At 68.6% G+C, this 25,174-nt stretch carries 26 protein-coding genes and 1 riboswitch; of the genes, 12 read left to right on the top strand and 14 right to left on the bottom strand.

All coding sequences use genetic code 11. The features are described 5' to 3' along the window. The first annotated feature begins 33 nt into the window (after nt 1-33). On the top strand, nt 34-324 hold the full coding sequence (locus B9Y64_RS05275) for a DUF3247 family protein (protein WP_100439756.1): 291 nt from the start codon (nt 34-36) through the stop codon (nt 322-324). Nucleotides 325-457: 133 nt separating this feature from the next. Here B9Y64_RS05275 and B9Y64_RS05270 read toward each other — a convergent pair whose 3' ends face one another. Further along, complete coding sequence (locus tag B9Y64_RS05270; protein ID WP_005407925.1) at nt 458-721, bottom strand: hypothetical protein; 264 nt, start codon at nt 719-721, stop codon at nt 458-460. A gap of 157 nt (nt 722-878) precedes the next feature. Between B9Y64_RS05270 and B9Y64_RS05265 the strand changes: the two genes are divergently transcribed. The 3 genes from B9Y64_RS05265 to B9Y64_RS05255 are packed head-to-tail and all read left to right on the top strand — an operon-like array spanning nt 879 to nt 3,321. Continuing rightward, entirely contained in the window at nt 879-1,943 is a 1,065-nt protein-coding gene (locus tag B9Y64_RS05265; protein WP_100439755.1) for a class I SAM-dependent methyltransferase, read from the top strand. Further along, entirely contained in the window at nt 1,940-2,641 is a 702-nt protein-coding gene (locus tag B9Y64_RS05260) for a pseudouridine synthase (protein ID WP_075675469.1), read from the top strand. The genes B9Y64_RS05265 and B9Y64_RS05260 overlap by 4 nt, the downstream gene beginning before the upstream one ends. Further along, nucleotides 2,638-3,321, top strand: a complete 684-nt coding sequence (locus B9Y64_RS05255; protein ID WP_100439754.1) for an HAD family hydrolase — start codon at nt 2,638-2,640, stop codon at nt 3,319-3,321. Before B9Y64_RS05260 ends, B9Y64_RS05255 begins: the two co-directional genes overlap by 4 nt. A 355-nt stretch (nt 3,322-3,676) precedes the next feature. Here the strand turns inward: B9Y64_RS05255 and fabB are convergent, their stop codons facing one another. Then, complete coding sequence (fabB, locus tag B9Y64_RS05250) at nt 3,677-4,885, bottom strand: beta-ketoacyl-ACP synthase I (protein ID WP_100439753.1); 1,209 nt, start codon at nt 4,883-4,885, stop codon at nt 3,677-3,679. Continuing rightward, entirely contained in the window at nt 4,885-5,400 is a 516-nt protein-coding gene (fabA, locus tag B9Y64_RS05245; protein WP_100439752.1) for a 3-hydroxyacyl-[acyl-carrier-protein] dehydratase FabA, read from the bottom strand. Before fabA ends, fabB begins: the two co-directional genes overlap by 1 nt. A gap of 191 nt (nt 5,401-5,591) precedes the next feature. Here fabA and dinB point away from each other — a divergent pair, with 191 nt between their 5' ends. Next, a complete protein-coding gene (gene dinB / locus B9Y64_RS05240; protein WP_100439751.1) occupies nt 5,592-6,686 on the top strand; it encodes a DNA polymerase IV in 1,095 nt (364 codons plus the stop codon). A gap of 105 nt (nt 6,687-6,791) precedes the next feature. Here dinB and B9Y64_RS05235 read toward each other — a convergent pair whose 3' ends face one another. Both B9Y64_RS05235 and B9Y64_RS05230 read right to left on the bottom strand, forming a co-directional pair. After that, nucleotides 6,792-7,703 (bottom strand): MBL fold metallo-hydrolase, encoded by a 912-nt coding sequence (locus B9Y64_RS05235; RefSeq protein WP_100439750.1) that lies wholly within the window; start codon nt 7,701-7,703, stop codon nt 6,792-6,794. 91 nt (nt 7,704-7,794) lie between these two features. Further along, entirely contained in the window at nt 7,795-8,433 is a 639-nt protein-coding gene (locus B9Y64_RS05230) for an NAD(P)-dependent oxidoreductase (protein WP_100439749.1), read from the bottom strand. Between the two features lie 108 nt (nt 8,434-8,541). Here B9Y64_RS05230 and B9Y64_RS05225 point away from each other — a divergent pair, with 108 nt between their 5' ends. The 3 genes from B9Y64_RS05225 to gph all read left to right on the top strand — a co-directional run bounded on the left by B9Y64_RS05225 (nt 8,542) and on the right by gph (nt 10,991). Then, nucleotides 8,542-9,471, top strand: a complete 930-nt coding sequence (locus B9Y64_RS05225) for a LysR family transcriptional regulator (RefSeq protein ID WP_100439748.1) — start codon at nt 8,542-8,544, stop codon at nt 9,469-9,471. Beyond that, nucleotides 9,468-10,259, top strand: coding sequence for a class I SAM-dependent methyltransferase (locus tag B9Y64_RS05220; protein ID WP_100439747.1), 792 nt, complete (start codon nt 9,468-9,470; stop codon nt 10,257-10,259). Before B9Y64_RS05225 ends, B9Y64_RS05220 begins: the two co-directional genes overlap by 4 nt. 63 nt (nt 10,260-10,322) lie before the next feature. Continuing rightward, nucleotides 10,323-10,991, top strand: coding sequence for a phosphoglycolate phosphatase (gph, locus tag B9Y64_RS05215; RefSeq protein ID WP_100439746.1), 669 nt, complete (start codon nt 10,323-10,325; stop codon nt 10,989-10,991). A gap of 118 nt (nt 10,992-11,109) precedes the next feature. Here the strand turns inward: gph and btuB are convergent, their stop codons facing one another. After that, nucleotides 11,110-12,951 (bottom strand): TonB-dependent vitamin B12 receptor, encoded by a 1,842-nt coding sequence (btuB, locus tag B9Y64_RS05210; RefSeq protein ID WP_100439745.1) that lies wholly within the window; start codon nt 12,949-12,951, stop codon nt 11,110-11,112. 115 nt (nt 12,952-13,066) lie between these two features. Then, a riboswitch (cobalamin riboswitch) is annotated at nt 13,067-13,289 on the bottom strand. Nucleotides 13,290-13,419: 130 nt separating this feature from the next. On the opposite strand from btuB, the gene B9Y64_RS05205 reads away from it, so the two are divergent. After that, nucleotides 13,420-13,998 carry a histidine phosphatase family protein gene (locus B9Y64_RS05205; protein WP_100439744.1) on the top strand — a complete coding sequence of 193 codons (579 nt, stop codon included), beginning with the start codon at nt 13,420-13,422 and terminating at the stop codon, nt 13,996-13,998. A gap of 89 nt (nt 13,999-14,087) precedes the next feature. Here the strand turns inward: B9Y64_RS05205 and B9Y64_RS05200 are convergent, their stop codons facing one another. Both B9Y64_RS05200 and B9Y64_RS05195 read right to left on the bottom strand, forming a co-directional pair. Beyond that, entirely contained in the window at nt 14,088-14,450 is a 363-nt protein-coding gene (locus B9Y64_RS05200; RefSeq protein WP_100439743.1) for a TfoX/Sxy family protein, read from the bottom strand. Then, nucleotides 14,447-14,929 (bottom strand): GAF domain-containing protein, encoded by a 483-nt coding sequence (locus B9Y64_RS05195; RefSeq protein WP_100439742.1) that lies wholly within the window; start codon nt 14,927-14,929, stop codon nt 14,447-14,449. Before B9Y64_RS05195 ends, B9Y64_RS05200 begins: the two co-directional genes overlap by 4 nt. Nucleotides 14,930-14,997: 68 nt before the next feature. Here B9Y64_RS05195 and bioD point away from each other — a divergent pair, with 68 nt between their 5' ends. Then, nucleotides 14,998-15,681, top strand: coding sequence for a dethiobiotin synthase (gene bioD, locus B9Y64_RS05190; RefSeq protein ID WP_100439741.1), 684 nt, complete (start codon nt 14,998-15,000; stop codon nt 15,679-15,681). A gap of 78 nt (nt 15,682-15,759) precedes the next feature. Here bioD and B9Y64_RS05185 read toward each other — a convergent pair whose 3' ends face one another. The 4 genes from B9Y64_RS05185 to msrB form a co-directional block, all read right to left on the bottom strand. Next, nucleotides 15,760-17,211, bottom strand: coding sequence for a PLP-dependent aminotransferase family protein (locus B9Y64_RS05185; RefSeq protein WP_100439740.1), 1,452 nt, complete (start codon nt 17,209-17,211; stop codon nt 15,760-15,762). Between the two features lie 246 nt (nt 17,212-17,457). After that, complete coding sequence (gene msrA, locus B9Y64_RS05180) at nt 17,458-18,195, bottom strand: peptide-methionine (S)-S-oxide reductase MsrA (protein ID WP_100439907.1); 738 nt, start codon at nt 18,193-18,195, stop codon at nt 17,458-17,460. Between the two features lie 14 nt (nt 18,196-18,209). Next, on the bottom strand, nt 18,210-19,979 hold the full coding sequence (locus B9Y64_RS05175) for a cytochrome c biogenesis protein DipZ (protein WP_100439739.1): 1,770 nt from the start codon (nt 19,977-19,979) through the stop codon (nt 18,210-18,212). A gap of 2 nt (nt 19,980-19,981) precedes the next feature. Next, nucleotides 19,982-20,554, bottom strand: a complete 573-nt coding sequence (gene msrB / locus B9Y64_RS05170) for a peptide-methionine (R)-S-oxide reductase MsrB (protein ID WP_100439738.1) — start codon at nt 20,552-20,554, stop codon at nt 19,982-19,984. 145 nt (nt 20,555-20,699) lie between these two features. Here msrB and B9Y64_RS05165 point away from each other — a divergent pair, with 145 nt between their 5' ends. Both B9Y64_RS05165 and B9Y64_RS05160 read left to right on the top strand, forming a co-directional pair. Then, nucleotides 20,700-21,419 (top strand): response regulator transcription factor, encoded by a 720-nt coding sequence (locus B9Y64_RS05165; protein ID WP_100439737.1) that lies wholly within the window; start codon nt 20,700-20,702, stop codon nt 21,417-21,419. Continuing rightward, nucleotides 21,416-22,885 (top strand): sensor histidine kinase, encoded by a 1,470-nt coding sequence (locus tag B9Y64_RS05160; protein WP_100439736.1) that lies wholly within the window; start codon nt 21,416-21,418, stop codon nt 22,883-22,885. Before B9Y64_RS05165 ends, B9Y64_RS05160 begins: the two co-directional genes overlap by 4 nt. Here B9Y64_RS05160 and B9Y64_RS05155 read toward each other — a convergent pair. Continuing rightward, complete coding sequence (locus B9Y64_RS05155) at nt 22,882-24,228, bottom strand: ATP-binding protein (protein WP_100439735.1); 1,347 nt, start codon at nt 24,226-24,228, stop codon at nt 22,882-22,884. The two genes, B9Y64_RS05160 and B9Y64_RS05155, sit on opposite strands and share 4 nt — an antisense overlap. Next, complete coding sequence (locus B9Y64_RS05150) at nt 24,225-24,914, bottom strand: winged helix-turn-helix domain-containing protein (protein ID WP_010484092.1); 690 nt, start codon at nt 24,912-24,914, stop codon at nt 24,225-24,227. Before B9Y64_RS05150 ends, B9Y64_RS05155 begins: the two co-directional genes overlap by 4 nt. Nucleotides 24,915-25,174 lie beyond the last annotated feature (260 nt).

Here is a 25,174-nt window from a genome sequence, read left to right as displayed (position 1 = left end):
CCGATCGGCGACCCTGCATGCAGGAGGTCGCCGATGTCCCGCATAGCTCCCCGCATCCATACCGACCCGGCGCAGATCGCGCGCCTGGAAGCCCTGCTGCCGCAGCTGGAAGGCGAAACGCAGGTGCAGCTCACGCTGCACGACGGCCGCCGCCTGTTGGGCACCGTCGCGGTGAAACCGACCGTGCAGCAGTACCGCAATGAGGCCGGCGATGAAGGCAGCAACGGCCAGTTGCGCCTGGACGACTACGATACGCCGGTGCAGCAGCACCACGTCTGGCTGGACGAGATCGCCAGCATCGACCGCCTGCCACCGAAGGTCTGACAACGTCATCCACGCATGGCGTGGATCTACTGATGGAATGCGCCACACCTCGCGTCACATCCACGCAATGCAGTAGATCCACGCCACGCGTGGATGAGCGCATCAAGTCCACGCCACGCGTGGCCGCCGTCCATCAATGCTCGAACAATGTCGGCGTGGCCTCGAAGCGCCGCGCGTAGGCGCGTTCCTCTGCAACCCTCGCCACCTCGTCATCGGCCAGGTCTGGTGCGCCGTACACCGCATAGGCCACGCTGCCGTCGGCGCCATGGCCGACCTGGTGCAGCCGGTAGCGCGAGTGGCCGCCGCCGGTGTCCTCGGGGTAATGCACGGGCGGATGGCTGCCTTCCAGGTCCATTTCACTGTTGTCGACCACGCCACCGACGAACAAGGCTCGCATGCAGGTTCTCCTGGGTTTCCGGGGGAGCCTCTACCCTGAACGTTTCAATGTTTCAGGCAGATCAAGGCCCCGTTCGGGTTTTGCAAAGCGGCCTGCCGGGGCCGGCCCGGCCAAGCCGGTACAATGGACGGCCCTCACGCTTGAAGTACCCGCGCCGATGGCCTCCAGCGACGACGCCCCCCTGCAGACCCTGCTCCTGCCGTTCTCCCAAGGCGCCCTGCGCTGGCCGGAGGGCCCGGTGGCCTTCCTGCGTGCCCGCGATGGCTGGCCGCTGCGCGAAGCGGCCGGCAACCGCGAGGTGCACTGCGAACAGAGCTTTGCCCCGTTCGCGCAGCCGCTGCAGCAGGCCGCCGGCTGGACCGTCAGCGGCCAGCTGGATGATGTGGCCGGCAAGGGCCGTTACCCGCTGGTGCTGGTGCTGCCGCCGCGCCAGCGTGAAGAAGCCCGTGCGCTGTTCGCCCGCGCGCTGGCGCTGGTCGCCGAAGGCGGCCGCATCGTTGCCTGCCAGTCCAACAACGAAGGCGCGCGTTCGGGTGAAGGCGACCTCAAGCAGCTGGCCGGCCTCGGTGGCTGCCTGACCAAGAACCACTGCCGCGTGTACTGGACCGCCCCGCTGCAGGGCCAGCACGATGCCGACCTGGCCAAGCGCTGGTCGGCGCTGGATGCGGTGCGCCCGATCATGGGCGGCCGCTTCCTCAGCCGCCCGGGCGTGTTCGCCTGGGACCGCATCGATCCGGCGTCGGCGCTGCTGGCCGAGCACCTGCCGGCTGACCTGGCCGGACGTGCCGCCGACCTCGGTGCCGGCTACGGCTATCTGTCGCGCGAGCTGCTGGAACGCTGCCCGAAGATCACCGCGTTGGACCTGTACGAGGCCGAGCAGCGTGCGTTGGCGCTGGCCGAACTGAACCTGGCGCCGCCGCCGCGCGCGCTGCCATTGCGCTTCCTGTGGCGTGACGTCACCGCCGGCATCGAGCCGGGCTACGACGTCATCATCAGTAATCCGCCGTTCCATACTCCGTCGCGTGCCGACCGCCCGGACATCGGCCAGCGCTTCATTGCCGTGGCCGCGCAGGCGCTGCGCCCGGGCGGGCGCCTGTACGTGGTGGCCAACCGCCACCTGCCCTACGAGCACACCCTCAACGACAGCTTCGGCGCGGTGCGCGTGGTCGCCGAGCGCGACGGCTTCAAGCTGGTTGAAGCGGTGAAGGGGAAGGGCAAGTGAAGCTGGTCAAGCACATCGCCAACCTCGGCTATGGCAGCCGCAAGCAGGTGCAGTGGATGTTCCGCGAAGGCCGCGTCACCGACGCCGACGGCGAGGTGCTGTACGCCGACGACCAGGTGCCGCACGAGGCGATCCGTGTCGATGGCGAGCCGCTGGACCCGCCGGTGGGGCTGTCGATCGCGCTGCACAAGCCGGCCGGCTACACCTGCTCGACCAAGGACACCGGTCGCCTGATCTATGACCTGCTGCCGCCGCGCTTCCGCGACCGCGATCCGGTGCTGTCCACGGTCGGCCGCCTCGACCGCGAGACCAGTGGCCTGCTGCTGCTGACCGATGATGGTGGCCTGCTGCACCGGATCATCTCGCCGAAGTCGAAACTGCCGAAGGTCTACGAAGTCGAGTTGAGCGACGACCTGCGCGGCGACGAAGTGGCGTTGTTCGCCAGCGGCACGCTGATGCTGGAGTCCGAGAAGACCCCCCTGCTGCCGGCTGAACTCGAGGTGCTGGAGGCGCGTCGCGCGCGCCTGGTGCTGCATGAAGGCCGTTACCATCAGGTACGCCGCATGTTCGCCGCCACCGGCAACCACGTGCAGGCCCTGCACCGCAGCCGCGTCGGCGGGCTGGACCTGCAGGGGCTGGACGAAGGGCAATGGCGGCAGCTCACTTCCACCGACCTGGATACGCTGTTCGCTCCATGACTACCATTGCTGCGCTGCCGTTCCTGCCCGACGCCGTCATCTTCGACATGGACGGACTGATGATCGACAGCGAGCGTGTCTCGCTGGCCTGCTGGAGCCAGGCGGCCGACGAATTCGGGCTGGGCCTGGACGAGGCGGTGTTCCTGCGCATGGTCGGCCTCGGCGACCGCGACACGCACGCGCTGCTGCATGCGCAGGGTATCGAGGACAGCGTGATCGACGCGGTGGCGGCACGTTGCCATGAGTTGTACGAAGCACGCACGCAGACCGGGCTGCCGCTGCGGCCGGGCATTCTGGAGCTGCTGGACCTGCTGAAGTCGCATGCGATCCCACGTGCGGTGGCAACCACCACGCGGCAGCCGCGGGCCAACCGCAAGCTGGCCGCTGCCGGCCTGCTGCCGTACTTCGATGCCGTGATCACCAGTGGTGACGTGGCGCGGCCGAAACCGGCGCCGGACATCTACCTGCTGGCCGCGCAGCGGCTGGGCCAGGTGCCCGAGCGGTGCCTGGCGCTGGAAGACTCGCCAGCCGGCACGCGGGCCGCACTGGCGGCCGGCATGACCGTGATCCAGGTGCCGGACCTGGTGCACCCGGATGAAGAACTGCGCGCACTGGGCCACCGCATCGTCGGCTCGCTGGTGGACGCGCACGCGCTGCTGTTGCCGTTGTTGCCGAGGTAACCGTGGGGCCGGCCGCAGGTCGGCATGCTCCAAAGCCCTGGTGAATGCCCACCACCGCTCCGGTGGCTGCCGATCACCGCCTTGGTGGGTGCCGACCGTTGGTCGGCACATCTTGCTGAGCCGAGCATGGGCTCGGCTCTACATCTTCGGGTGGGTGCCAACCACCGCCCTGGTGGGTGCCGACCGTTGGTCGGCACATCTTGCCGATTCCGCCGGGCATGGCCCGGCGCTACCCTTCCGGTAGGTGCCAACCTTGGTTGGCACTGAGCCGAGCATGGGCTCGGCTCTACATCTTCGGGAGGGTGCCGACCACCGCCCTGGTGGGTGCCGACCGTTGGTCGGCACACCTGCCGCATCACACCCGCCCGAACACCAGCGCTGCGTTGGTGCCACCGAAGCCGAAGCTGTTGGACATCACCGTATCCAGCTTCTGCTCGCGGCTCTCGCGCAGGATCGGGAAGTCCACCACCTTCGGGTCCAGCTCGCCGATGTTGGCCGAACCGGCGACGAAGCCATCGCGCATCATCAGCAGGCAGTAGATCGCCTCGTGCACGCTGGCCGCGCCCAACGAATGGCCGGACAGCGCCTTGGTCGAGGACAGCGGCGGCACCGCGTCGCCGAACACTTCGCGGATCGCGTTGAGCTCGGTGACGTCGCCCAGCGGGGTCGAGGTGCCGTGGGTGTTGAGATAGTCCAGCGGGCGATCGACGCCCTGCAACGCCATCTTCATGCAGCGCACCGCGCCTTCACCGGACGGGGCGACCATGTCGGCGCCATCGGACGTCACGCCATAGCCGATCAGCTCGGCATGGATGTGGGCACCGCGCGCGACGGCGTGGTCGTAATCTTCCAGCACCAGCATGCCGCCGCCACCGGCGATGACGAAGCCGTCGCGGTCCTTGTCATACGGGCGCGAGGCGCTGGCCGGGGTTTCGTTGAAGCTGGTCGACAGCGCACCCATCGCGTCGAACATCACGCTCATCGACCAGTGCAGGTCTTCGCCGCCACCGGCGAACATGATGTCCTGCGCACCGTGGCGGATCATGTCCGCGGCGGCGCCGATGCAGTGCGCCGAGGTCGCGCAGGCGGCCGACAGCGAGTAGCTGACCCCCTTGATCTGGTAGGCCGTGGCCAGGCAGGCCGAGACGGTCGAGCACATCGTGCGCGGCACCATGTACGGGCCGACCTTGCGTACGCCACGTTCGCGCAGCAGGTCGACGGCACCGATCTGCCATTCGCTGGAGCCGCCGCCGGAACCGGCGATCAGGCCGGTACGCAGGTTGCTGACCTGCTCGGGGCTGAGCCCGGCGTCGGCGATGGCATCGCGCATGGACAGGTAGGCGAAGGCCGCCGCGTCGCTCATGAAGCGCTTCTGCTTGCGATCGATCAAGGCGTCCAGGTCGAGGTCGACACGGCCACCGACCTGGCTGCGCAGCCCGGCTTCGGTGTGGTCGGACAGCGCGGTGATGCCGGAGCGCCCTTCGCGCAGCGCGGCCGAAACGGTATCCAGATCATTGCCGAGGCAGGACGTGATGCCCATGCCGGTGATGACAACGCGACGCATCAGAAGCTCCCGGTTTCAGTGAACAGGCCGACGCGCAGGTCGCGCGCGCTGTAGATTTCGCGATCATCCACGTACATGCGGGCGTCAGACTGGGCCATCACCAGCTTGCGGTTGATGACCCGGCTGATGTCGATCTCGTAGCGCACCAGCTTGGCGTCCGGCAGTACCTGGCCGGTGAACTTTACCTCGCCGCAGCCGAGTGCACGTCCCTTGCCGGGGGCGCCCAGCCAGGTCAGGAAGAAGCCGGTCAGCTGCCACATGGCGTCCAGGCCCAGGCAGCCGGGCATCACCGGGTCGCCGATGAAGTGGCAGCCGAAGAACCACAGGTCCGGGCGGATATCCAGCTCGGCGCGTACCATGCCCTTGCCGTGCGGTCCGCCGTCCTCGTGGATGTCGGTGATGCGGTCGAACATCAGCATCGGATCGTTGGGCAAACGGCCGGCGGCGGCGCCGAACAGTTCACCGCGTGCGCTGGCCAGCAGCTGTTCGCGGTTGAACGCGTGGAGACGGGTCATGAAGCACAATCCTGGAAGCGGGGAAACGGGAAAACAAGTTCTCGAGGATGCCCGTGGAAACGGTGCCGATCAAACATTTCAACCGTACGCAACCGTAGTGTTTTCAAGGGAATACGCGCATCCTGTTGATGTGCAAAGACCATACTTGGGCGTGTGGCCCGCCCGGCCCGCCCCCGCCTTTTCCGCCTGACATGACCCGACTGCGCAAGATCATCCACGTCGACATGGACGCGTTCTACGCGTCGGTGGAGCAGCGCGACGATCCGTCACTGCGCGGCAAGCCGGTGGTTGTGGCATGGCGCGGCGCACGCTCGGTGGTGTGCGCGGCCTCGTACGAGGCGCGCGTGTTCGGTGTGCGTTCGGCGATGCCGGCACTGCGTGCCGAACGCCTGTGTCCGGATGCGATCTTCGTGCCGCCGGATTTCGCACGTTACAAAGCGGTGTCACGCCAGGTGCGCGAGATCTTCCTGCGCCACACCGACCTGGTCGAGCCGTTGTCGCTGGACGAGGCCTACCTGGACGTGACCGAGCCGAAGAGCGGCATCGAACTGGCCACCGACATCGCCCGTACCATCCGCATGCAGATCCGTGAGGAAACCCAGCTGACGGCCTCCGCCGGGATCGCGCCGAACAAGTTCCTGGCCAAGATCGCTTCGGACTGGCGCAAGCCCGATGGCCAGTTCGTGATTCCGCCGCAGCGGGTGGATGCGTTCCTGCTGCCGCTGCCGGTGAACCGGGTCCCCGGCGTCGGCAAGGTGATGGAAGCCAAGCTGGCCGCGCGCGGCATCGTCACCTGCGGCGACCTGCGGCAGTGGGCCTTGATCGACCTGGAAGAGGCGTTCGGCAGCTTTGGCCGCAGCCTGTACAACCGTGCACGCGGCATCGACGAGCGGCCGGTGGAACCGGACCAGCAGGTGCAGTCGATCTCCTCGGAAGACACCTTCGCCGAGGACCTGCTGCTGGAAGACCTGGGCGAAGCGATCGTGCAGCTGGCGGAGAAGACCTGGAACGCCACGCGCAAGACCGAACGTGTCGGGCATACCGTGGTGCTGAAGCTGAAGACCGCGCAGTTCCGCATCCTCACCCGCAGCTTCACCCCGGAACGCCCGCCGGAATCGATGGAAGAACTGCGCGATATCGCACTGGCCCTGCGCGCCCGCGTCGATCTGCCGGCGGAGACGCGTTACCGCCTGGTCGGCGTCGGGCTCGGTGGCTTCCGCGAAAAGGAGGCGGTGGTGCAGGGGGAATTGTTCGAGAGTGAATCCAGCGACTCTCCGCACAGCTGATCAAGCCTGGGGTCAGATCCGTTTCCCGAAGGAAAACGGATCTGACCCCATCGGCATCCCGTGGGAACGGCTGCAGGACGCAGCCCTGCAAAAGACCCCCCTATCTCACGGCCACTGCATCTCGCCCTTGGCTACCTTTGCACTCAGCTCCAGCGATGCGACGCCGGCCAGCTTCGGGTAGCGCGCCTGCATCGCCTTCACCAGCGCTGCGCTGTCCTTGGCCTTTGCAGTCTCGGCATCGAACGCGCGGATGTAGTCGGCGGTGAAGCGCAACGCACTGGCATCCAGCGCCGCGCCGGGCGCGTAGTGCCCAGGCACCACTACCTTCGGCTTCAGTGCCTGCAGCCGCTGCAGGGTCTGCAGCCAGTCGCTGTGCGATTTCGGCGTCTGCGTGTCGGCCATCCACACGTGTTCACCGGCCACCACCGGAATGCCACCGACGATCGCGCGCAGCGACGGCACCCACAGCACCGTGCGGTCCGGGGTCGGGCCATCCAGGCCGATCAGCGGCAGGCGCTGGCCTTCCAGCTGCAGGGCGTCGCCGTCCAGTACCTGCGGCACCACGATGCGTGCCGGCACGTCGGCGCCCATCTTCGGTCCCCAGTACGCCAGCTTGCCGGCCTGGGTCTGCTGGATGTGGGCAACGGTCTGCGCGGTGGCGACGATGCGTGCCTGCGGGAATGCGTCCTGCAGGGTGGCCAGGCCGAAGTAGTAGTCCGGATCACCGTGGCTGATGTAGATCGTGGTCAGCTGCTTGCCGCTGGCGCGGATCAGCTCGACCAGCTTGCGTGCGTCGCTGGCGCCGAACTGCGCATCGACCAGGATGGCGTCATGACGGCCTTCGATCAGCACCGAGGACACCGAGAACATCGCCTGCGGGCCCGGGTGGAAGGTCTGCAGGTGCAGTTGGGATTTCGTCGCCGCTGCCGGCGCCGTGGTGGCCGGTGCGGCAAGCAGTGGCGCACTGGTGAAGCCGGCGGCCAGGGCGAGGGGAAGCAGCAGGGCAGCGGTACGCATGGGAAATTCCTTGTGTAGAGCCGAGCCATGCTCGGCTGCATGTCTGCGTAGAGCCGAGCGTGGGCCCGGCTCTACAGAACAGGCGTGTCGATCAGTACGCGGCGGTGATGATCTGCTTCGGGTACGCGTGTGCTTCCAGCTCGGCAACGAAGGCGGCGCCGTAGTCGGCATAGCTGATCCGGCTGTGGCCGCTGGCATCGGCGAGGAAGGCCCTGGGCTGCACGCGGTACTGGCCGCGCTCTTCGCCCGGGCCGATTTCGGCGGCCGGCGAGAAGAAGGTCCAGTCCAGGTCATCCACCGCCTGCAGGCGGTTGAACGCCTCACGGTGGGCCAGCGCGTACGGCTTGTAGGCCTCCGGGAAGTTGGGGGTATCCACCAGCTGCACGCCGGGCGCGACTTCCAGGCTGCCGGCGCCACCGACCACCACCAGGCGCGGGACACCGGCCTTGCGTGCGGCGGCGGCCAGCTGCGCGGCGACGTCGCCCACACGGCCGATGTCATCGCCCGGGCGCGGGCCGTAGGCGCTGGCCAGCACGTCGTGGCCGGCGATGGCGGCGACCAGTGCGTCCTGGTCATCCAGCGAGGCGATCACCGGATGGGCACCGGCCAGCTCGGCCGGAAGGTCCTGCGCGTTGCGCACGATGACGGTGAGTTGGTGGCCGTGGGCCAGTGCGTGGCGGGCGATCTGGCGGCCGATGTTGCCGGTGGAACCAACGAGGGCGATCTTCATGGCAGGACTCCGTGGGGCGGTGTGGGGTGGGAATGGGGCCACTCTAGGCCGCTGCAGTCGCTCGAAAAACAGCGTATAACGCGCTTGTTTGTTGCATGGATCGAGCATATGGACCGATTGACCGCCATGACCGTGTTCGTCGAGGTAGCCGAGCGCGGCAGCCTGACCGCAGCCGCCGAGGTGCTGGACATGTCGCGGGCGATGGTCAGCCGCTACCTGGCCGAGGTCGAGGGCTGGCTGGGGGCGCGCCTGCTGCACCGGACCACGCGCCGGGTCAGCCTGACCGGCCCGGGCGAGGCGGCGCTGGCGCGCTTCCGGCAGATGCTGGCGATCGGCGAAGAACTGCAGGGCGAGCTGGCCAGCAATGATCCCGAGCCGCATGGCACGTTGCGGGTGACCGCCAGCGTGTCGTTCGGGCAGAGCCACCTGGCGCGGGCGGTGGCCGGCTTCGTTGCGCGCCATCCGGCGGCGCGCATCGAGCTGTTGCTGGTCGACCGCATGGTGAACCTGGTGGAGGAGCGGGTGGACCTGGCCGTGCGCATCGCGCGCCAGATCGACCCCAGCCTGATCGCGCGGCGGCTGGCCACCTGCCGTTCGGTGCTGTGCGCAACGCCGTCGTACCTGCAGGCGCGCGGCACGCCGACCGCCCCCGAGCATCTGGCCGCGCACAATTGCCTGACCCACCACTACGTCGGCAAGAGCCTGTGGCAGCTGCACCGCGACGGCCGTTCGTTGTCGGTGGCGGTGGGCGGCAACATCAGTGCCAACGAGGCCTCGCTGCTGCTGGAGGCGGTGCGGGCCGGTGCCGGTATCGCCATGCTGCCGACCTACCAGGTGGCGCCGCTGCTGCGCAGTGGCGAGCTGATCGAACTGCTGCCCCGGTTCAGCCTGGACGAACTCGGCATTCATGCCGTGTACGCGTCACGGCGCCAGCAGCCCGCTATCATGCGGCGATTCCTGGACTACCTGGCCGAGTGTTTCGCCAGCCCGGCCTTCCAGGATCTGGATTGGCGCCCACCGGGCAAGGAGAACACATGAACCATGGACAGGCCTTGATCGACCACAACCGTGCTGCCTGGGACCGCCAGGCCAGCGAAGTGCGCGAATGGTCGCGCCCGGTGGAGAGTTCAACCATTGCCGCCGCGCGCGAAGGCCGCTGGCAGGTGCACCTGACCCCACGCGCGCTGCCGCTGGACTGGCTGGGCGATGTACGCGGCCGCCGCATCCTGTGCCTGGCCTCGGGCGGTGGCCAGCAGGCGCCGGTGCTGGCGGCGGCCGGCGCCGACGTCACCGTGTTCGACCTGTCCGACGGGCAGCTGGAACAGGATCGCAAGGTGGCCTCGCGCGACGGTCTGTCGCTGCGCACCGTGCAGGGCGACATGCGCGACCTGCACGTGTTCGCCAACGACAGCTTCGACGTGGTGTTCCATCCGATCTCCAACCTGTACGTTCCCGACGTGCGCCCGGTGTGGACCGAATGCCGCCGCGTGCTGGCGCGCGATGGGATGCTGATGGCCAGCTTCTACAACCCGGTGCTGTTCGTCGGCGCGCGTGATCCGCAGCTGGATGCGCAGGGCCTGATCCGGCCGCAGTACGCCATTCCCTATTCGGATCTGGAAGACCTGGCACCGGCCGAGCGCGAGGCGAAACTGGCCCGCGGCGACGCGCTGACCTTCGGCCACAGCCTGACTGAACTGATCGGCGGGCAGCTGGATGCCGGCTTCGTCATCGATCGTTTCATGGAAGACTGGCAACCGCAGCCGCGCTTCCTGATCGACCGTTACCTGCCCACGTTCCTCGCCACCCGCGCACGCAGGATCGGCTGAGGCGGGGCTGCAGGAAACGCGCGGCGTACAATGGACGGCCCCACGTCCTGCAGGTGCCGTCCCTTGTCGTATCCCTATCCGCTGGTCGTGTTCGACCTCGATGGCACGCTGGTCGACAGCGCGGCTGATATCGCCGAAGCCCTGAACCGCACGCTGGAGGACATCGGTGTGGCACGCGTGCCGGAAGCCACGGTGCTGGGCTGGATCGGCGACGGTGTGCGCCGCCTGGTTGAACAGGCCGTGCATGCCGCTGGTCGCGAGGTCGACCTGGCCGAGGTCATGCCGGTATTCATGGTGCACTACCGTGAGTGCCTGCTGCGCAGCCCGCGCCTGTTCGATGGCGTGGCCGAAGCACTGGCGCAGCTGCGTGCACGCAATGTGCCGCTGGCCATCTGCACCAACAAGCCCGAAGCGCTGGTGCCGCCGCTGCTGCAACATCTGGGCATCGGTGATGCGTTCGCGCTGATACTGGGCGGCGATTCGCTGCCGCAGCGCAAGCCCAGCGGTGAGCCGCTGCGGCACATCGCTGCGCACTTCGGGCTGCCGGTGGACGCCTGCCTGATGGTGGGTGATTCATTGACCGACTACCGTGCCGCCGAAGAGGCCGGCATGCCGATCGCGCTGGTGCGCTACGGCTATCCGCGCGGCCTGGACCTGGCCACCGCGCATGCGGTGGCGGTGATCGACGACCTGCGTGAGTTGCCGGGGTTGGCTGCGGGCATTCCGGTGTAGAGCCGAGCCCACGCTCGGCTGCTTCGTTGCGTGAGCCGAGCATGGGCTCGGCTCTACGTAGATCGACGCCATGCGTCGATGGCATCAGGAGGCGCCAGGCAATGCCCGGCGCGTTCCTTCACTTCGGCTGGTAACGCACGCTCAGCTGGTATTCGCGGCCGGGCTGGTTGAACCACGCCACCGTCTCGTAGCGGCGGTCGAACACGTTGGCGGCACGCGCCAGCAGCGACCACGACGGCGTCAGTGCGTACTCGGCGCGCAGGTCCAGCGTGCCGTAGCCGCCGACCTTCACCCGGTTGGCGGCGTCGTCATACCGCTTGCCCGCACCCTGCACGGTCAGGCCGGCACGGAAGTCGCCGAAGCGGCGGTCGATGTCCAGGCGCGCGGTCTGCTGCGCGCGGCGTGGCAGCCCGTTGTCGAACTGGCTGCTGCCACGGGTGCGGTTGCGCGGGTCGGTGTAGCTCAGTTGCGCGTTGATGTCGAAGCCGGCCAGCAGCACGCCACCGGTCAGTTCGGCGCCGCGGATGCGTGCCTTCTCCACCTGCTGCATCCTGAAGGTCGCTGCATCGTAGGTGATCAGGTCATCGATGCGGGTTTCGTACACGTCCAGGCCCCAATGCCAGCCCTGGCCCTGCTGTGAAACCCCCAGGTTGGCACTCTTGGACTTCTCCGGCTTCAACGTTGGCACGCCGCTCCACGGGTCGTACAGGTCACTGAAGGTCGGCGCCTTGAACGCGGTGCCGTAGCTGGCATTGACACGCAGGCCGTGGCCCAGCTCCATCGCCCAGCCGAGACTGCCGGTGGCATGGTTGCCGAACTGCTGGTTGTCGTCGTTGCGCGCGCTGGCCTGCAGCTGGTGGCGGCCAAAACGGCCCTGGTACTGCACGAACACGCCGGTGTTGCGGCGGCTGTCGACGAGATATCCGGCGCTGCTGCCATCCAGGTTGTCTTCGCTCCAGTCCACGCCGGTGCTCAGCAGCTGGCCTTCGGCCAGGCCGAAGTCACCCTGCAGCGAGGCGCTGTCGCGGTGGGTCTGTGCGCTGCCACGGGCACCGAAGTCGCCGAAGTTGTCCGACTCGTTGTCGCTGCGGCCGACATTGGCGGTGAATGCCAGGCGTTCGGACGGGGTGTAGCGCACCTTGCCGGCCAGCACCTGCTGGCGGGTTTCCGAGTAGTTGTAGTAGCCGTCGTAATGGTTCTTGCCGTCGGCACGCAGTGCGCTGCCTTCCACGTTCCACTGGTCGTTGAAGGTGTAGCCGCCGCGCAGGCTCTTGGACAGGTTGCGGTAGCCGTCGCGATCATGCTCGTCGGCAAAGCAGCCGGTGAACAGCGTTGCCGAGCCGCGGCATGCGTCGATGCCGTCGGAATGCTGGTAGGCGATGTCGGCGCCGAACCAGCCGCGTTCGGTACCGCCGCCGATACCGCCGCTGGCCTCGCGCAGGCCGTTGCTGCCGCCACCGAGCTGGAAGTGCGGGGCGAAATCACCCTGGTTGCGGCGGGTGAAGATCTGGATCACGCCGCCGATGGCGTCGGCGCCGTACAGGCTCGACTGCGGGCCACGCACGATTTCCACGCGCTCGATCTGCGCCAGCGGCAGGTCCTGGTACATGGCCAGGCCGAGGTCGGCGCTGTTGATGCGCACGCCATCGACCAGCACCACGGTGTGGCCGGAGTTGGTGCCGCGCAGGAACAGCGAGCTCTGCTTGCCGAGCCCGCCGGCATTGGTCAGGTTGATGCCGGCGCGGCCGCGCAGCAGTTCCTGCAGCGAGGTGGCCTGGCTGGATTCGATCTGCGCGCGGTCGATCACCTGCGCCGGCGCGATGCTGTCCTGCAGGGCGATCGGGGTACGGGTGGCGGTGACCAGGATCTGGTCGAGGGCAGTGGTGTCATCGGCGGCCTGCGCCAGCGCGGGCAGGGCGGCCAGCACGGCCAGGGACAGCATTCGGGACTGCAGCTTCATGGGGGACTCCAGGTGCCACGCACGCCCGCGTGGCGAAGGGGAGGAGCCGCAAAGGCAGGCATACGCCGACGCCGCAGCGCAGGCTGCGGTCATCCAGCGCCATGCCCACCGCATCGCGACCTGAGGCTTCCGGGCCGGTCTCCGGGCTTGCCGCCGGGTGGCGTGAGGCCACCGTCCAGGCGCCTTCCCATGCGCGTGGCACAGTGGCGTTGTTGCCTGGAACTGACGCGCTTACCGTTGCGGGGGCAGCGCCGGCATGGCGTGGAATCACGCGTCACCGGCTTCCCGTTTCAACCTGCCGGCCGTGGCCGCAGGTCACCTGGAAGTGCGCGCAGTCTACGGCATCGCGGGCACCGGTTGGGTCGAGCCCGCTCGACTGCCTTTAGAATGGTCCCTCGATCCCGTGGTGCCGTTGCCGATGTCCGCCCGTTTTCCGCTGTTCCCGCGTTGCCTGCACAGGACGCGCGCATGATCCTTGACCTGGTCCGCCATGCCGGCAACGGTCGCGATGAGTTCCTCGATGGCCGCAGCGATCCACCGCAGCTGGCCCGCCTGCCACAGGAACTGGTCGACGCTTATGCCGCGCAGCCGTGGGAGCGGGTGATCAGTTCGCCGCGGCTGCGCGCGCTGCACACGGCGATGGCCCTGGCCACCCCGCGTGGGCTGGACGTGGACGCGGACGAGGAATGGGAAGAGCTGGATTTCGGCGATTGGGACGGGCAGTCGCTGTTCGATCTGCCGGAGGATGCTCTGGCTGCCTTCCACGCCGATCCGCATGCGTTCCCGCCGCCGAATGGCGAAAGCTGGGGCCACTTCGAGCGGCGTATCGCGCGCGCGCTTGATCGCCTGCTCGATGATGATGATCCGGTGCCGACGCTGGTGGTCAGCCATGGTGGCCCACTGCGCATGGTGCTGTCGCAGGTCTGCGGCCTGCCGATGTCGTTGTGCTGGGCATTGCGCATCGACCACGGCACGCGCCTGCGGGTATGGCTGGAACGCGGCGAGGCCGGGCTGGTGGGCGAGCTGCTGGAGCTGCAGCAGCCCTGATCTGCTCTTGTAGAGCCGAGCCATGCTCGGCTGCACTTCGATCAGAAAGGCCAGCCGAGCGTGGGCTCGGCTCTACAGGAGGGCGCGGCTCAATCCTCGTCTGCGTGCTCGGCCACGCTGTCTTCAGCGTCATCGCCGGTGTCGAAGCGCTGCTCATGCACGGGGCCCGAGGCCGGGCCGGCGGCCTTCAGCGGATGCGCGGCGATGCGTGCTTCGTAATCCTGCACCAGCGCTTCACGCTGCGGCTCGCTCAGCTCCTGCCAGTGGCAGTCCAGCAATGCGCCTTCCAGCGAGTACAGCAGGTTCAGGCTGGGCTTGAAGCCGGCCCGCCTGACCTTGACGAAGGCGCCGACTGCGCCGATCGCAACCAGGTCTTCGCGGCTGCGCAGGCCGACCTGGCGCAGCCATGCTGCACTCTTGGGGCCGATGTTGCGCAGCTTCGGCGAGCTCATCCCAGCGCCTCGACGAACACGCGGGCGATGGCTTCCAGGCCGGCCTGGTCGTCGGCGTCGAAGCGGCCAACCCTGGGGCTGTCGATGTCGAACACGCCGATCAGTTCATCACCGCGCAGCAGCGGCACCACCAGCTCCGAACGCGAGGCCGAATCGCAGGCGATGTGGCCGGGGAAGGCATCGACGTCCTCCACGCGCTGGGTCACACGCTGGCTGGCGGCGGCACCGCACACGCCCTTGTCCAGCGGGATGCGCACGCAGGCCGGCAGGCCCTGGAACGGGCCGACCACCAGCTCCTTGCCGTCGTACAGGTAGAAGCCCACCCAGTTCAGGTCGGGCAGGGCGTGGTAGACCAGTGCAGAGAGGTTGGCCGCGTTGGCGATGCGGTCGGACTCGGCGTAGACCAGGCCACGGGCCTGTTCCAGCAGCTGGGCGTATTGTTCCGGCTTGCTGCCGGTGAGCGAGGCATTGGCGAACATGCCCGCAGTCTAGCAAGCGCGCCGGGCCGGCGATAATGCACGCTCTGCCGCCCCGTTGGAGCCCCTTGATGCCGTTGCCCGCCACGCTGCCGCCCGCCCTGTTCGTCACCGGCACCGATACCGAGATCGGCAAGACTGCGGCCAGCACCGCGCTGCTGCATGCGCTGCGCCGGCGCGGCCTGCGTGCGGTCGGCATGAAGCCGGTGGCCAGCGGCAGCGAGGATCTGGGGCAGGGCCTGCGCAACGAGGACGCGCTGGCGCTGCAGGCAGCCAGCTGGCCGGTGCCGGACTATGCCGATCTGAACCCTTATGCGCTGCGGCAGCCGCTGGCACCGGAGCTGGCGGCGGCCGAGGATGGCGTGGAGGTGCAGCTGGCGCCGATCGCGGCGGCGTTCGCGCGCCTGCGCGCACAGGCCGATATCGTGGTGGTGGAGGGCGTTGGCGGCTGGTTGGCGCCGGTCTCGGCCACGCTGGACCAGCTGGACCTGGTGCGTGCACTGCAGCTGCCGGTGCTGCTGGTGGTGGGCATGCGGCTGGGCTGCGTCAACCATGCACGGCTGACCGCGCAGTCACTGCAGGCCAGTGGGGTGGAGTGCCTGGGCTGGATCGGCAACCACATCGACCCGGCGATGCAGCGCCAGGATGAGAACTTCGCCACGCTGCGGCATCGCTTGCCGATGCCATGCTGGGGACGGCTGCCACATCTGCCGGGGGCCAGTGGTGAAGCGCTCGGCGCGCATCTGTTCGGTTGACCTGCCTTCTGTAGCCGAGCCCATGCTCGGCTCAGCGTGGGACGGTGGCGAGAAAAGCAGCCGAGCGCAGGCTCGGCTCTACAGAGGCTGGCGCGCTGCCAGCTCGCGCGCGATCGCACCCAACCGCTCCACCGCACCGATGAAACGCGCGTCCAGGGTCTGGCAGCACGACAGCCGCAGGCAGTGGCGATAGCGCGCGCCACGTGAATAGACCTGGCCGGGCATGAACACGATGTCCTCCTGCAGGGCACGCTCGAACAGCTCGCGCGTGTCCACGCCTGGCAGTTCCAGCCACAGCAGGAATCCGCCCTGTGGTTCGGTGGCGCGGGTGCCGGCCGGGAAGTGTTCGGCCACCAGCTGGCGCAGCCGTCCCACCTGTTCGCGGTACAGCCGGCGCATGCGATGCAGGTGGTGCTCGTAGCTGCCGGCTTCCAGATACGCGGCCACCGCATCGCCGAGCAGCTGCGGCTCGCCGCCGGTGGACTGGAATTTCAGCAGCGCGATACGCTCGGCGAAGCGGCCGCCATCGAGCCAGCCGATGCGGTAATCCGGCGCCAGGGTCTTGGAGAAACCACCGACCACCATCACCCAGCCGTCGCGATCGAAGGCCTTCAGCAAGGGGGCCGGCGGTTCGCAGAACTGCAGCTCGGCATACACCGCATCCTCGATCAGGGGCAGTTGCCGTGCGTTGACCAGCTCGGCCAGGCGCTGTTTGGCGGCGGTCGGCATGGTGCAGCCGAGCGGGTTGTGCACGGTCGGCATCACCACCAGTGCGGCCAGCGGCGTGTGCTCCAGCATCGCATCCAGCGCATCCACATCCAGGCCCTGCTGCGGATGGGTGGGCAGCTCGATGGCCTGCAGGCCGAGGTTGGCCAGCAAGGGATACAGATTGAAGTAGGACGGCGCCTCGATGCCTACCGCATCGCCGGGCTGGGTGACCGCACGCAACGCCAGCTGCAGGGCTTCCATCGCACCATGGGTCAGCAGCAGGCGTTCGCTGTGGGTGTGCAGCCCCATGCGCGGGCCACGCCGCACGATCTGCGCCAGCAGCCGTGGCGAGCCGTTGGGGCGGGCATAGGTCTCCACCGTCTGCTGGCCGTGGCGCAGTACCTGCGCGGTGTGACGCGCCAGCTGCGCGCCCGGATAGAACTGGCGGCCGCGCGGGCCGGCGAAGGCCAGATCGATCACGCCCGGGCGGCGCTGTGCCTCCAGTACCCGGGCCATCAGCACCTGCTGCAGCGGTGCGGTCGGAGCCGAGGGCACATCGCGCAGCGAACGCTCCGGTACCGACAACCGGGGCGCCACCTCGAAGCCGGCTTTCGGCCGCGGAATGACCAGGCCGGCATCTTCCAGCTGGCGATAGGCGGCAATCACCGTGTTCAGGCTGAGCCTGCGCTGCGAGGCCATCTGCCGCAGCGAGGGCAGGCGGCTGCCGACCGGAAGGCGACCGCCGTGGATGGCCTCGGCCAGTTCGTCGGACAGCCGCTGGTAGCGGGGAGGGATCATCGTGGTCTGGTCATCTGTATCCATCGAATATCCCGCCATCTGGTGCTGTACCCGTGATGATGGCGAGCCTAGCATGTCGTCGCCGGCCAGGCCTGATCGGGGCGTGGCCGGTATTTTCCAAGCGCACGGCTGGATGGCCGTGCGTCTTTTTTCTGTTGTGTGTAGAGCCGAGCCCATGCTCGGCGGCCTTTCCGCCAACAGCAGCCGAGCGTGGGCCCGGCGCTACAGAAGAGCAGCGCCGAGCGCCGGCCAGCCCCAGCGGAAATGCCGTCAGCGCATCGGCACCAGCGCCGCCTCGCGCCGGTACAGCACCGGGAACTGCTTGCCCAGCGCCGCCAGCTTCGGTGCGTCGTAGTAGCGGATGTAGGCCGCCTGCGGGTAATGGGTCATGTAGTTCTGGTGGTAGCTTTCGGCGGGGTAGAAGCGCTGGCCGCTGACCAGCTGGGTGACGATCGGCGCGCGGTAGCTGCCGGCCTGGCCGAGCTGGGCGATGTAGGCGCGGCTGGCAGCCTGCTGGCGTGGGTCGTCCGAGAAGATCGCCGAACGGTACTGGCTGCCCTGGTCCGGTCCCTGCCGATTGAGTTGGGTCGGGTCGTGCACCACCGAGAAGAACACCTGCATCAGCTGCCCATAGCTGACCTGGCGCGGGTCGTAGTCGATCTTCACCGCCTCGGCGTGGCCGGTGCGTCCGCTGCTGACGCGCTCGTAGCGCGCATCGGCGCCGCTGCCACCGATGTAGCCGGACACCGCATTGCTCACGCCTTTGACGTGCTGGAACACGCCCTGCACGCCCCAGAAGCAACCGCCGGCGAACACCACGCTGGCGTGGGTGGCGTCATCGCGAAACGCGGCATCGCCGCTGGGTGCCGGCAGGGCCCGGGCCTGCGCGCTGGCCTCGACCGGCGCCGCGATCGCGCCGTGATCGACCAGCAGCACGCCGGCGATCAATGCCGTGGCCACCAGCCCGGCGACACCGGCGGCGACGCCCTGTTCAAAGGAGAGTTTCATCATGTCCTCCCGTTTCAACCGAAGGTGAAGGCATAGGCCTGCACGCCCGCATCGAGGAACTCGATCTCGAAGCGATGCGGGCCGACCGTGCCGCGCTGGCGTACCAGCTGGTACAGGCGGTGCTCGTCGACCACGCCGCTGCCATCGGCATCGACATCGCTGCCGGCATCGGCGGCGGGCAGCGGCTTGCCGTCCAGCCAGACGCGGAAGCGCACCGGCGTGCCGTCGCGGGTCGGTGCCAGCACCAGGTGCAGGTCTCGTGCATGGAACTGGAAGGCGATGCGGCCACCGGCCTGCTGCAGCTGTGCGGCTTCATCGGTGACGGTCCAGCGCCCGGACAGTCCCCACTGGTTCAACGCCAGAGTGGCCGGCAGCGTGTAGTCGAACGCAGTGTCGCTGCGCTGCCCGCCGGGCGAGGCGAACTGCTCGGCGCGGGCGTGGCCCAGATAGGTTTCCGGCGAACGCAGGTTGCCCATGTCGGCCTGCACGGCGACGCCCTTCAGGTCGGCGGCAGCGGGATCGGCCGGCGGCGGCAGATTCGTCTGGCCGGCTTCGGTCAGCAGGCGACGGATCATCTGTTCCGAGCGCGCGTAGTTGCCCTCGCCGAACTGGTGGCCGCGGATGTTGCCCTGCGCGTCGACGAAGTACTGCGCCGGCCAGTAGCGGTTGTTGAACGCGCGCCAGATCGTGTACTGGTTGTCGAGTGCCACCGGGTACTCGACCTTCAGCTGCTGCACGGCCTTCATCACATTGCGTGGGTCGCGTTCGAAGGCGAACTCGGGCGTGTGCACGCCGATCACCACCAGGCCGTGGTCGCGGTAGCGGCGCTCCCATTCGTGCACGAACGGCATCGCACGCAGGCAGTTGATGCAGGAGTACGTCCAGAAATCGACCAGTACCACCTTGCCGCGCAGCTGCTGGGCCGTCAGCGGTGGGCTGTTGAGCCAGCCGGTGGCGCCGTCCAGCGCAGGCAGGGTGCCTTCCACCGGCAGCGGTGCATCGGCAGCGGCGTTGGCACCGGCCATCATCATCATCGGTGGTGCTGACGGCTGCGCGCCGGGTACTGCATCCAGCAGGCCCTGCTCGATGCGCGCGGTGCTCACCGTGGAAAGGCGGGTGAGCAGGCCGGTGTCCCAGCCCATGCCGATCGCTACCACCGCCAGCAGGGCAGCCACACCCAACACCCTGCGCAGTGCGTCGCCGAGCCCAAGCCGCGCCTGCAGTGCACGGAACACGCGACCGCCTACCCATACCGCCAGTGCCAGCGCGGTGATCGCGCCCAGCGCATACGCCAGCAGCAGCCCGCTGGTACCGGCACTGGCGCCATGCAGGGCGGCACCGGTCAGCACCAGGCCGAGGATCGGCCCGGCGCACGGCGCCCACAGCAGGCCGGTGGCGATGCCGATCAGCAGCGAGGTCCAGGCGCCGCCCTGGCCAGCGGCATCAGCGGCATCGGCACGCGCGCTCAGGCGGGCACCCACCCGCTGGAACGGTGCCAGCAGATGGTCGGCCAGTCGTGGCCACAACAGGGCGACCGCGAACAGCGCCATCAGCAGCAGGGCGATCCAGCGTCCCACCTGATTGGCCTGTGCCACCCATTGGCTGCCCACCGCGGCCAGGCTGGCGACCACGGTGAAGGTGAGTGCCATGCCCAGCAGCAGCGGCAGCGTGCTGCGCAGGAACGGACGGTCGGCACGCGCGAATACGAACGGCAACACCGGCAGGATGCAGGGGCTGAGCAGGGTCAGCGCGCCCCCCAGGTAGGCAAGCAGCAACAGCAGCATCGTCAGGCTCCGGTAGCAGGGGAAGAACCGACCGGCACCCGCCAGCCGTCGGCGGTGCCATCCGTGGCGCCGGGAACGAACACCATCGCCGCACCGTTCATGCAGTAGCGCAGGCCGGTCGGGCGCGGACCATCGTTGAACACATGGCCGAGGTGGCCGCCACAGCGGCGGCAGTGCACCTCCACCCGCAGCATCCCGAAGGTGACGTCGCGGTCTTCGCCGATGGCGTTGTGCAGCGGTGCCCAGAAGCTGGGCCAGCCGGTGCCGCTCTCGAACTTGGTGGAGGAGGAGAACAACGGCAGCGCACAACCAGCGCAGGCGAAGGTGCCCTGCCGGTGTTCCTTGTTGAGCGGGCTGCTCCACGGCCGTTCGGTGGCCTGCTGGCGCAGCACCGCGTACTGCGCCGGGGTCAGCTGCTGGCGCCACTGCGCATCGCTGTGCATGACCTCGAACTGTCGCGGCGGGCGCGCTTCAGCGGCCGCCGGCGCGGCGCGGCTGCAGGCCCCCAGGCCGAGCAGGCCGGCGGCGGTGGCAACACCGCCCAGGCCCAGCAGATGGCGGCGGGACAGGGACATGGCGGACTCCGGGAAGGGGCGACGGGGCCATGCTGCGCCCGCCCGGGTCAACGAATCCTCACGCAGGTTTCAATTTTTCGTGAGGTATCGGCGCCCGTCCCGCGCCACAATGCGGGCAGCCTCCCCCACTGGCCCCGAGCTGCCGATGTCCACCAAACGCGTGCTGATCGTTGAAGACGATGCCCACATCGCCGACCTGCTGCGCATGCATCTGGGCGATGAAGGCTACGACGTCGCCCATGCCGCCAGTGGCGATGCCGGCCTGCGCCTGCTCGAGCAGGAAGGCCCGTGGGATGCGCTGGTGCTGGACGTGATGCTGCCGGGCGTGGATGGCCTGCAGGTGTGCCAGCGGGCACGCGCGATGGCGCGCTATGTACCGATCATCATCATCAGCGCGCGCGGCAGCGAAACGCAGCGCATCGTCGGCCTGGAACTGGGTGCGGATGACTACCTGGCAAAGCCCTTCTCGATGCCGGAACTGGTGGCACGCGTGCGCGCATTGCTGCGCCGCGCCGAGGCGATGGCGCAGAGCGCACGCATCGATGCCGGTGCGATCGAGCTGGGCGGGCTGCAGCTGGACCCGGTCGCGCGTACCGCCTCGGTGGACGGCAATGTGCTGGAACTGACCCCGCGCGAGTTCGACCTGCTGCTGTTCTTCGCCCGTCATCCCGACCAGGTGTTCGCGCGCATGGAACTGCTCAACCAGGTCTGGGGCTACCAGCACGATGGCTACGAGCACACGGTCAACACCCACATCAACCGCCTGCGCAGCAAGATCGAGCCTGATCCGGCCAATCCGCGGCGGCTGCTGACGGTGTGGGGCCGCGGCTACAAGCTGGTCGACCCGGCCGGGGCGGCGGCATGATCAAGCCGAACCTGTGGCAGAAGCTGGCAGCGGTGATCGCCGCGCTGATGCTGATGTGCTGCATGGCGCTGCTGGCGCTGCAGATGCGCGCCAACACCCGCCACGAGCAGGAAGTGGTACAGCGGCTGTCGCTGGGCCTGGCCGAGCACATCGCCCAGCGCAGCGAGCTGATGGACACCAGCGGCATGCGCGATGCCGCGGTGCGCGCGCTGTTCGGCCAGCTGATGGCAGTCAACCCCAGCGTCGAGGTCTACCTGCTGGACGACCAGGGCCGCATCCTCGGCCACGATGCGCCCAGCGGGCATCTGGTGCGCACCCGGGTGGACGTGGCGCCGCTGCGCCGCCTGCTGGCGGGAGCGCCGTTGCCGATCCTGGGCGATGACCCGCGCAGCGCCGATGGCCGCAAGGTGTTCAGTGCCGCACCGTTGATCGTGCAGGGCCGGCAGGCGGGCTATGTGTACGTGGTGCTGGTCGGCGAGCACCGGCAGATGCTGGCCGACGATCTTGCCGCCGGCAGCCAGTGGAACACCACATGGTGGTCGGTGGTGCTGGTCGGTAGCCTCGGCCTGCTGGCCGGGCTGGTGGCGTTCTACTGGGTGACCCGTCCGCTGCGGCGGCTGACCCGGCGCATCCAGGCCTTCGACATCGACGCGCCCGCGCCCTTGCCGCCGCCGGAGCCGCTGCGCCCTGGCGAACGCGACGAGCTGGTGATCCTCGAACACGCGCACGCGCAGATGGCCCAGCGGCTGGGTGAGCAGTGGCAGCAGCTGCGCCAGCAGGACCTGCAGCGCCGCGAGCTGGTCGCCAACATCTCGCACGACCTGCGCACGCCGCTGTCGTCACTGCACGGCTACCTGGAAACGCTGGCGTTGAAGGACGCCACGTTGTCGGCGGACGAGCGCCGCCGCTATCTCGGCATCGCGCTGGCGCAGAGTGCCAAGGTCGGCCGGTTGGCGCGCGCGCTGTTCGAGCTGGCGCGGCTGGAGCACGGCGAAGTGCGGCTGGAGTGGGAAGTGTTCGCCCTGCCGGAGCTGCTGCAGGACGTGCTGCAGAAATTCGAGCTGGCGGCGCAGGCGCGTGGCCAGCAGCTGCACGCGGCGTTTCCACCCGGCCTGCCGCTGGTGCGCGCCGACCTGGGCCTGGTCGAGCGGGTGCTGACCAACCTGCTCGACAACGCGCTGCGGCATGCACCCGACGGTGGCCAGATCGAGGTGCGCCTGCGTGCGACCCCGGACAGCGTGGAGGTCAGCGTGGCCGATGACGGCCCCGGGGTGGCGCCGGCGCTGCGTACCCAGCTGTTCCAGGCACCGGCCGCGCTGGGAGCACGGCGCGGCGAGAACGGCGGATTGGGCCTGTTGATCGTGCAGCGCATCGTGCAGCTGCACGGCCGCCGCATCGAACTGCGCGACAGCGAGCGTGGCGCGTTGTTCGTGTTTGCCTTGCCGCGTGCGGAACCGGCGGCCTAGCAGGCCGCTTCGCACTCGACGATGCCGCCGGTTTCCAGCGGCAGGTGCAGGCGGATACAGGCACCGCCCAATTCCGAATCGGTCACCTCGACGTGGCCGCCATGCTTGTCGGCCACCACCTGCACCAGCGCCAGGCCGAGGCCGAAACCGGGGCTGCCCGGGTCCAGCCGGACGTAGGGCTGCAGCACTTGGCCGCGCAGTTCGGGCGCAATGCCGGGGCCGTCGTCCTCCACCTGCACGCACAGCCAGCCGTCATTGACCGTGCTGGCAATACGGATCTGCCGGCGTGCGTACCGCAGTGCGTTGCCGAGCAGGTTGCGCAGCGCCAGTTCCAGCATGTGCCGGTTGACGTTGACCAGGCCCACCGGTGACAGCGCCTGCTGCACCGGCATCGGCAGCGGCGCGAACTGGGCCACCACGCCGCGCACCAGCGCCGCCAGCTGCAGGCGCTGGCGGGTCAGTTGATGGCAGCGCCCCAGCGCGGCGTACTCGACGCCGGCATCGGTCAGGTGCTGCAACCGATCCACATCGGTGCGCAGTCCCCCCAGTGCATCGCGTTGCACATCATCGAGCGCGGTGTCCTCCAGGTCGGCCAGGCCGAAACGCATCCGCGCCAACGGCGTGCGTACTTCGTGCGCCACCGCCTGCGCCAGTACGCGCTGGCTTTCCAGCAGCTGCTGCAGCTGCTCGGCCATATGGTTGAAGGCATTGGCCAGCGGCCGCACCAGCGCGGTACCCGCACGCGGCGCTCGGGTATCCAGCTGGCCATCGCGCATCTGCCGCGCCGCCTGGGCCAGCTGCGAGACGTCGCGCCACAGCCGATAGACCATCACGTACATCGGCAGTGCCACCGCCACCATCAGGATCAGCAGCAGGATCGCCACGCCGGATACTTCGCTGTCCTGCCAGCCCTCGTCCGGCAGCGCTTCGTCCAGCGGCCCCAGCATCACCGCGTAGTCGCTGTCGCCGATCCGCTGCATGCTGCGCATGTGCTCCAGGTCGATCTGCACGCGGCCGTTGTTGAACGGCGGGCGTTGGCTGGCCGGCAGCTCCTTCACTGCCTCGGCCAGCGGCACCATGCGCAGCGCATAGGCGAAATCGGCGTCGAGTTCGCGTGCCAGCACCGGCCACTGGTCGCGCGGGGTTTCGGCGAAGCGATGCTGCAGCAGCGCATGCGTGCCGCGCATCTCGGCCTGCAGTCCGGCTTCGGTGCGGTCTTCCAGCAGGGCATCCCAGGCCCACAGGCCCAGCACGATCAACAACAGGTGGGCGACCAGGAAGCCGATGCCGTAGCGCAGGAAGTGGAAGGCGTGGCCGCGCATCGCCGAGGGCGTGCGCTTCATCCCCATGCCGAGCGGCTGAACAGGTAGCCGCGGCCACGGACGGTCTTGATCCGTTCCGGCTGCTCGGGGTTGTCGCCCAGCTTGCGGCGCAGGCGCGAGATGCGGGCATCGATCGAACGGTCCAGGCCGTCGAAGGCGATGCCACGCAGGCCGCGCAGCAGCGCGTCGCGGTCCAGGATCTGGCCGGCGTTGCTGGCCAGCAGGAACAGCAGGTCGAACTCGGCCGTGGTCAGTTCCAGCAGGCCACCCTGCAGGTGCACGTTGCGGGTGGACGGGTCGATGTTCAGCTCGCCGAAGCGCAGGCTGCCGTCACGCGGCTCGACCCGGCGGTGGCGGCGCAGGTGGGCGCGCAGCCGGGCCAGCAGCACCCGCGGTTCGATGGGTTTGCCGATGTAATCGTCGGCCCCCAGCTCCAGTCCCAGCACCTGGTCGATGTTGTCGGTGCGGGCGGTCAGCACGCAGATGATGCCGTCATAGTGGGGCCGGATCTGCCGACACACTTCGAAACCATCCTGGTCGGGCAGGCCGACATCGAGCAGCACCAGGGCTGGTTTTTCAGCCAGGATCCGGGCCACTGCGCGCTCGCCGCTGCGTTCATGGGCCACCTGGTAGCCATGCCGTTGCAGGTAGTCGCTGACCATCGTTCCCAGGCGGGCATCGTCTTCGACCAGTACGATATCCAGCATTTCCAAGGCCTCCGTGGGCGCAAACGTACCGCCACGGCACGAGCGCGGCGATGCTATCCCAGCCTTCGGGCCGCCCGGGTCCCGGGGGCGGGCGCCATTCAGCCGGGGTTGCTGGCGCACGGGCCGGGTCTCAGTCCCGGCAACTACTTGGCGTCCAGCATAGCCTGTTGCCGTTACAAAACGTTACCTTTGTGATACGGCTGGTGACGATCGCTGACAGCAAAGCGACTGACGCCGCGCGGCCCGGCGCCGAGCATGGA

The organism is Stenotrophomonas maltophilia (genome assembly GCF_002799245.1).
In the GTDB taxonomy this organism is placed as follows: domain Bacteria; phylum Pseudomonadota; class Gammaproteobacteria; order Xanthomonadales; family Xanthomonadaceae; genus Stenotrophomonas; species Stenotrophomonas maltophilia_S.
This window is presented reverse-complemented; position numbering and strand designations above follow the sequence as displayed.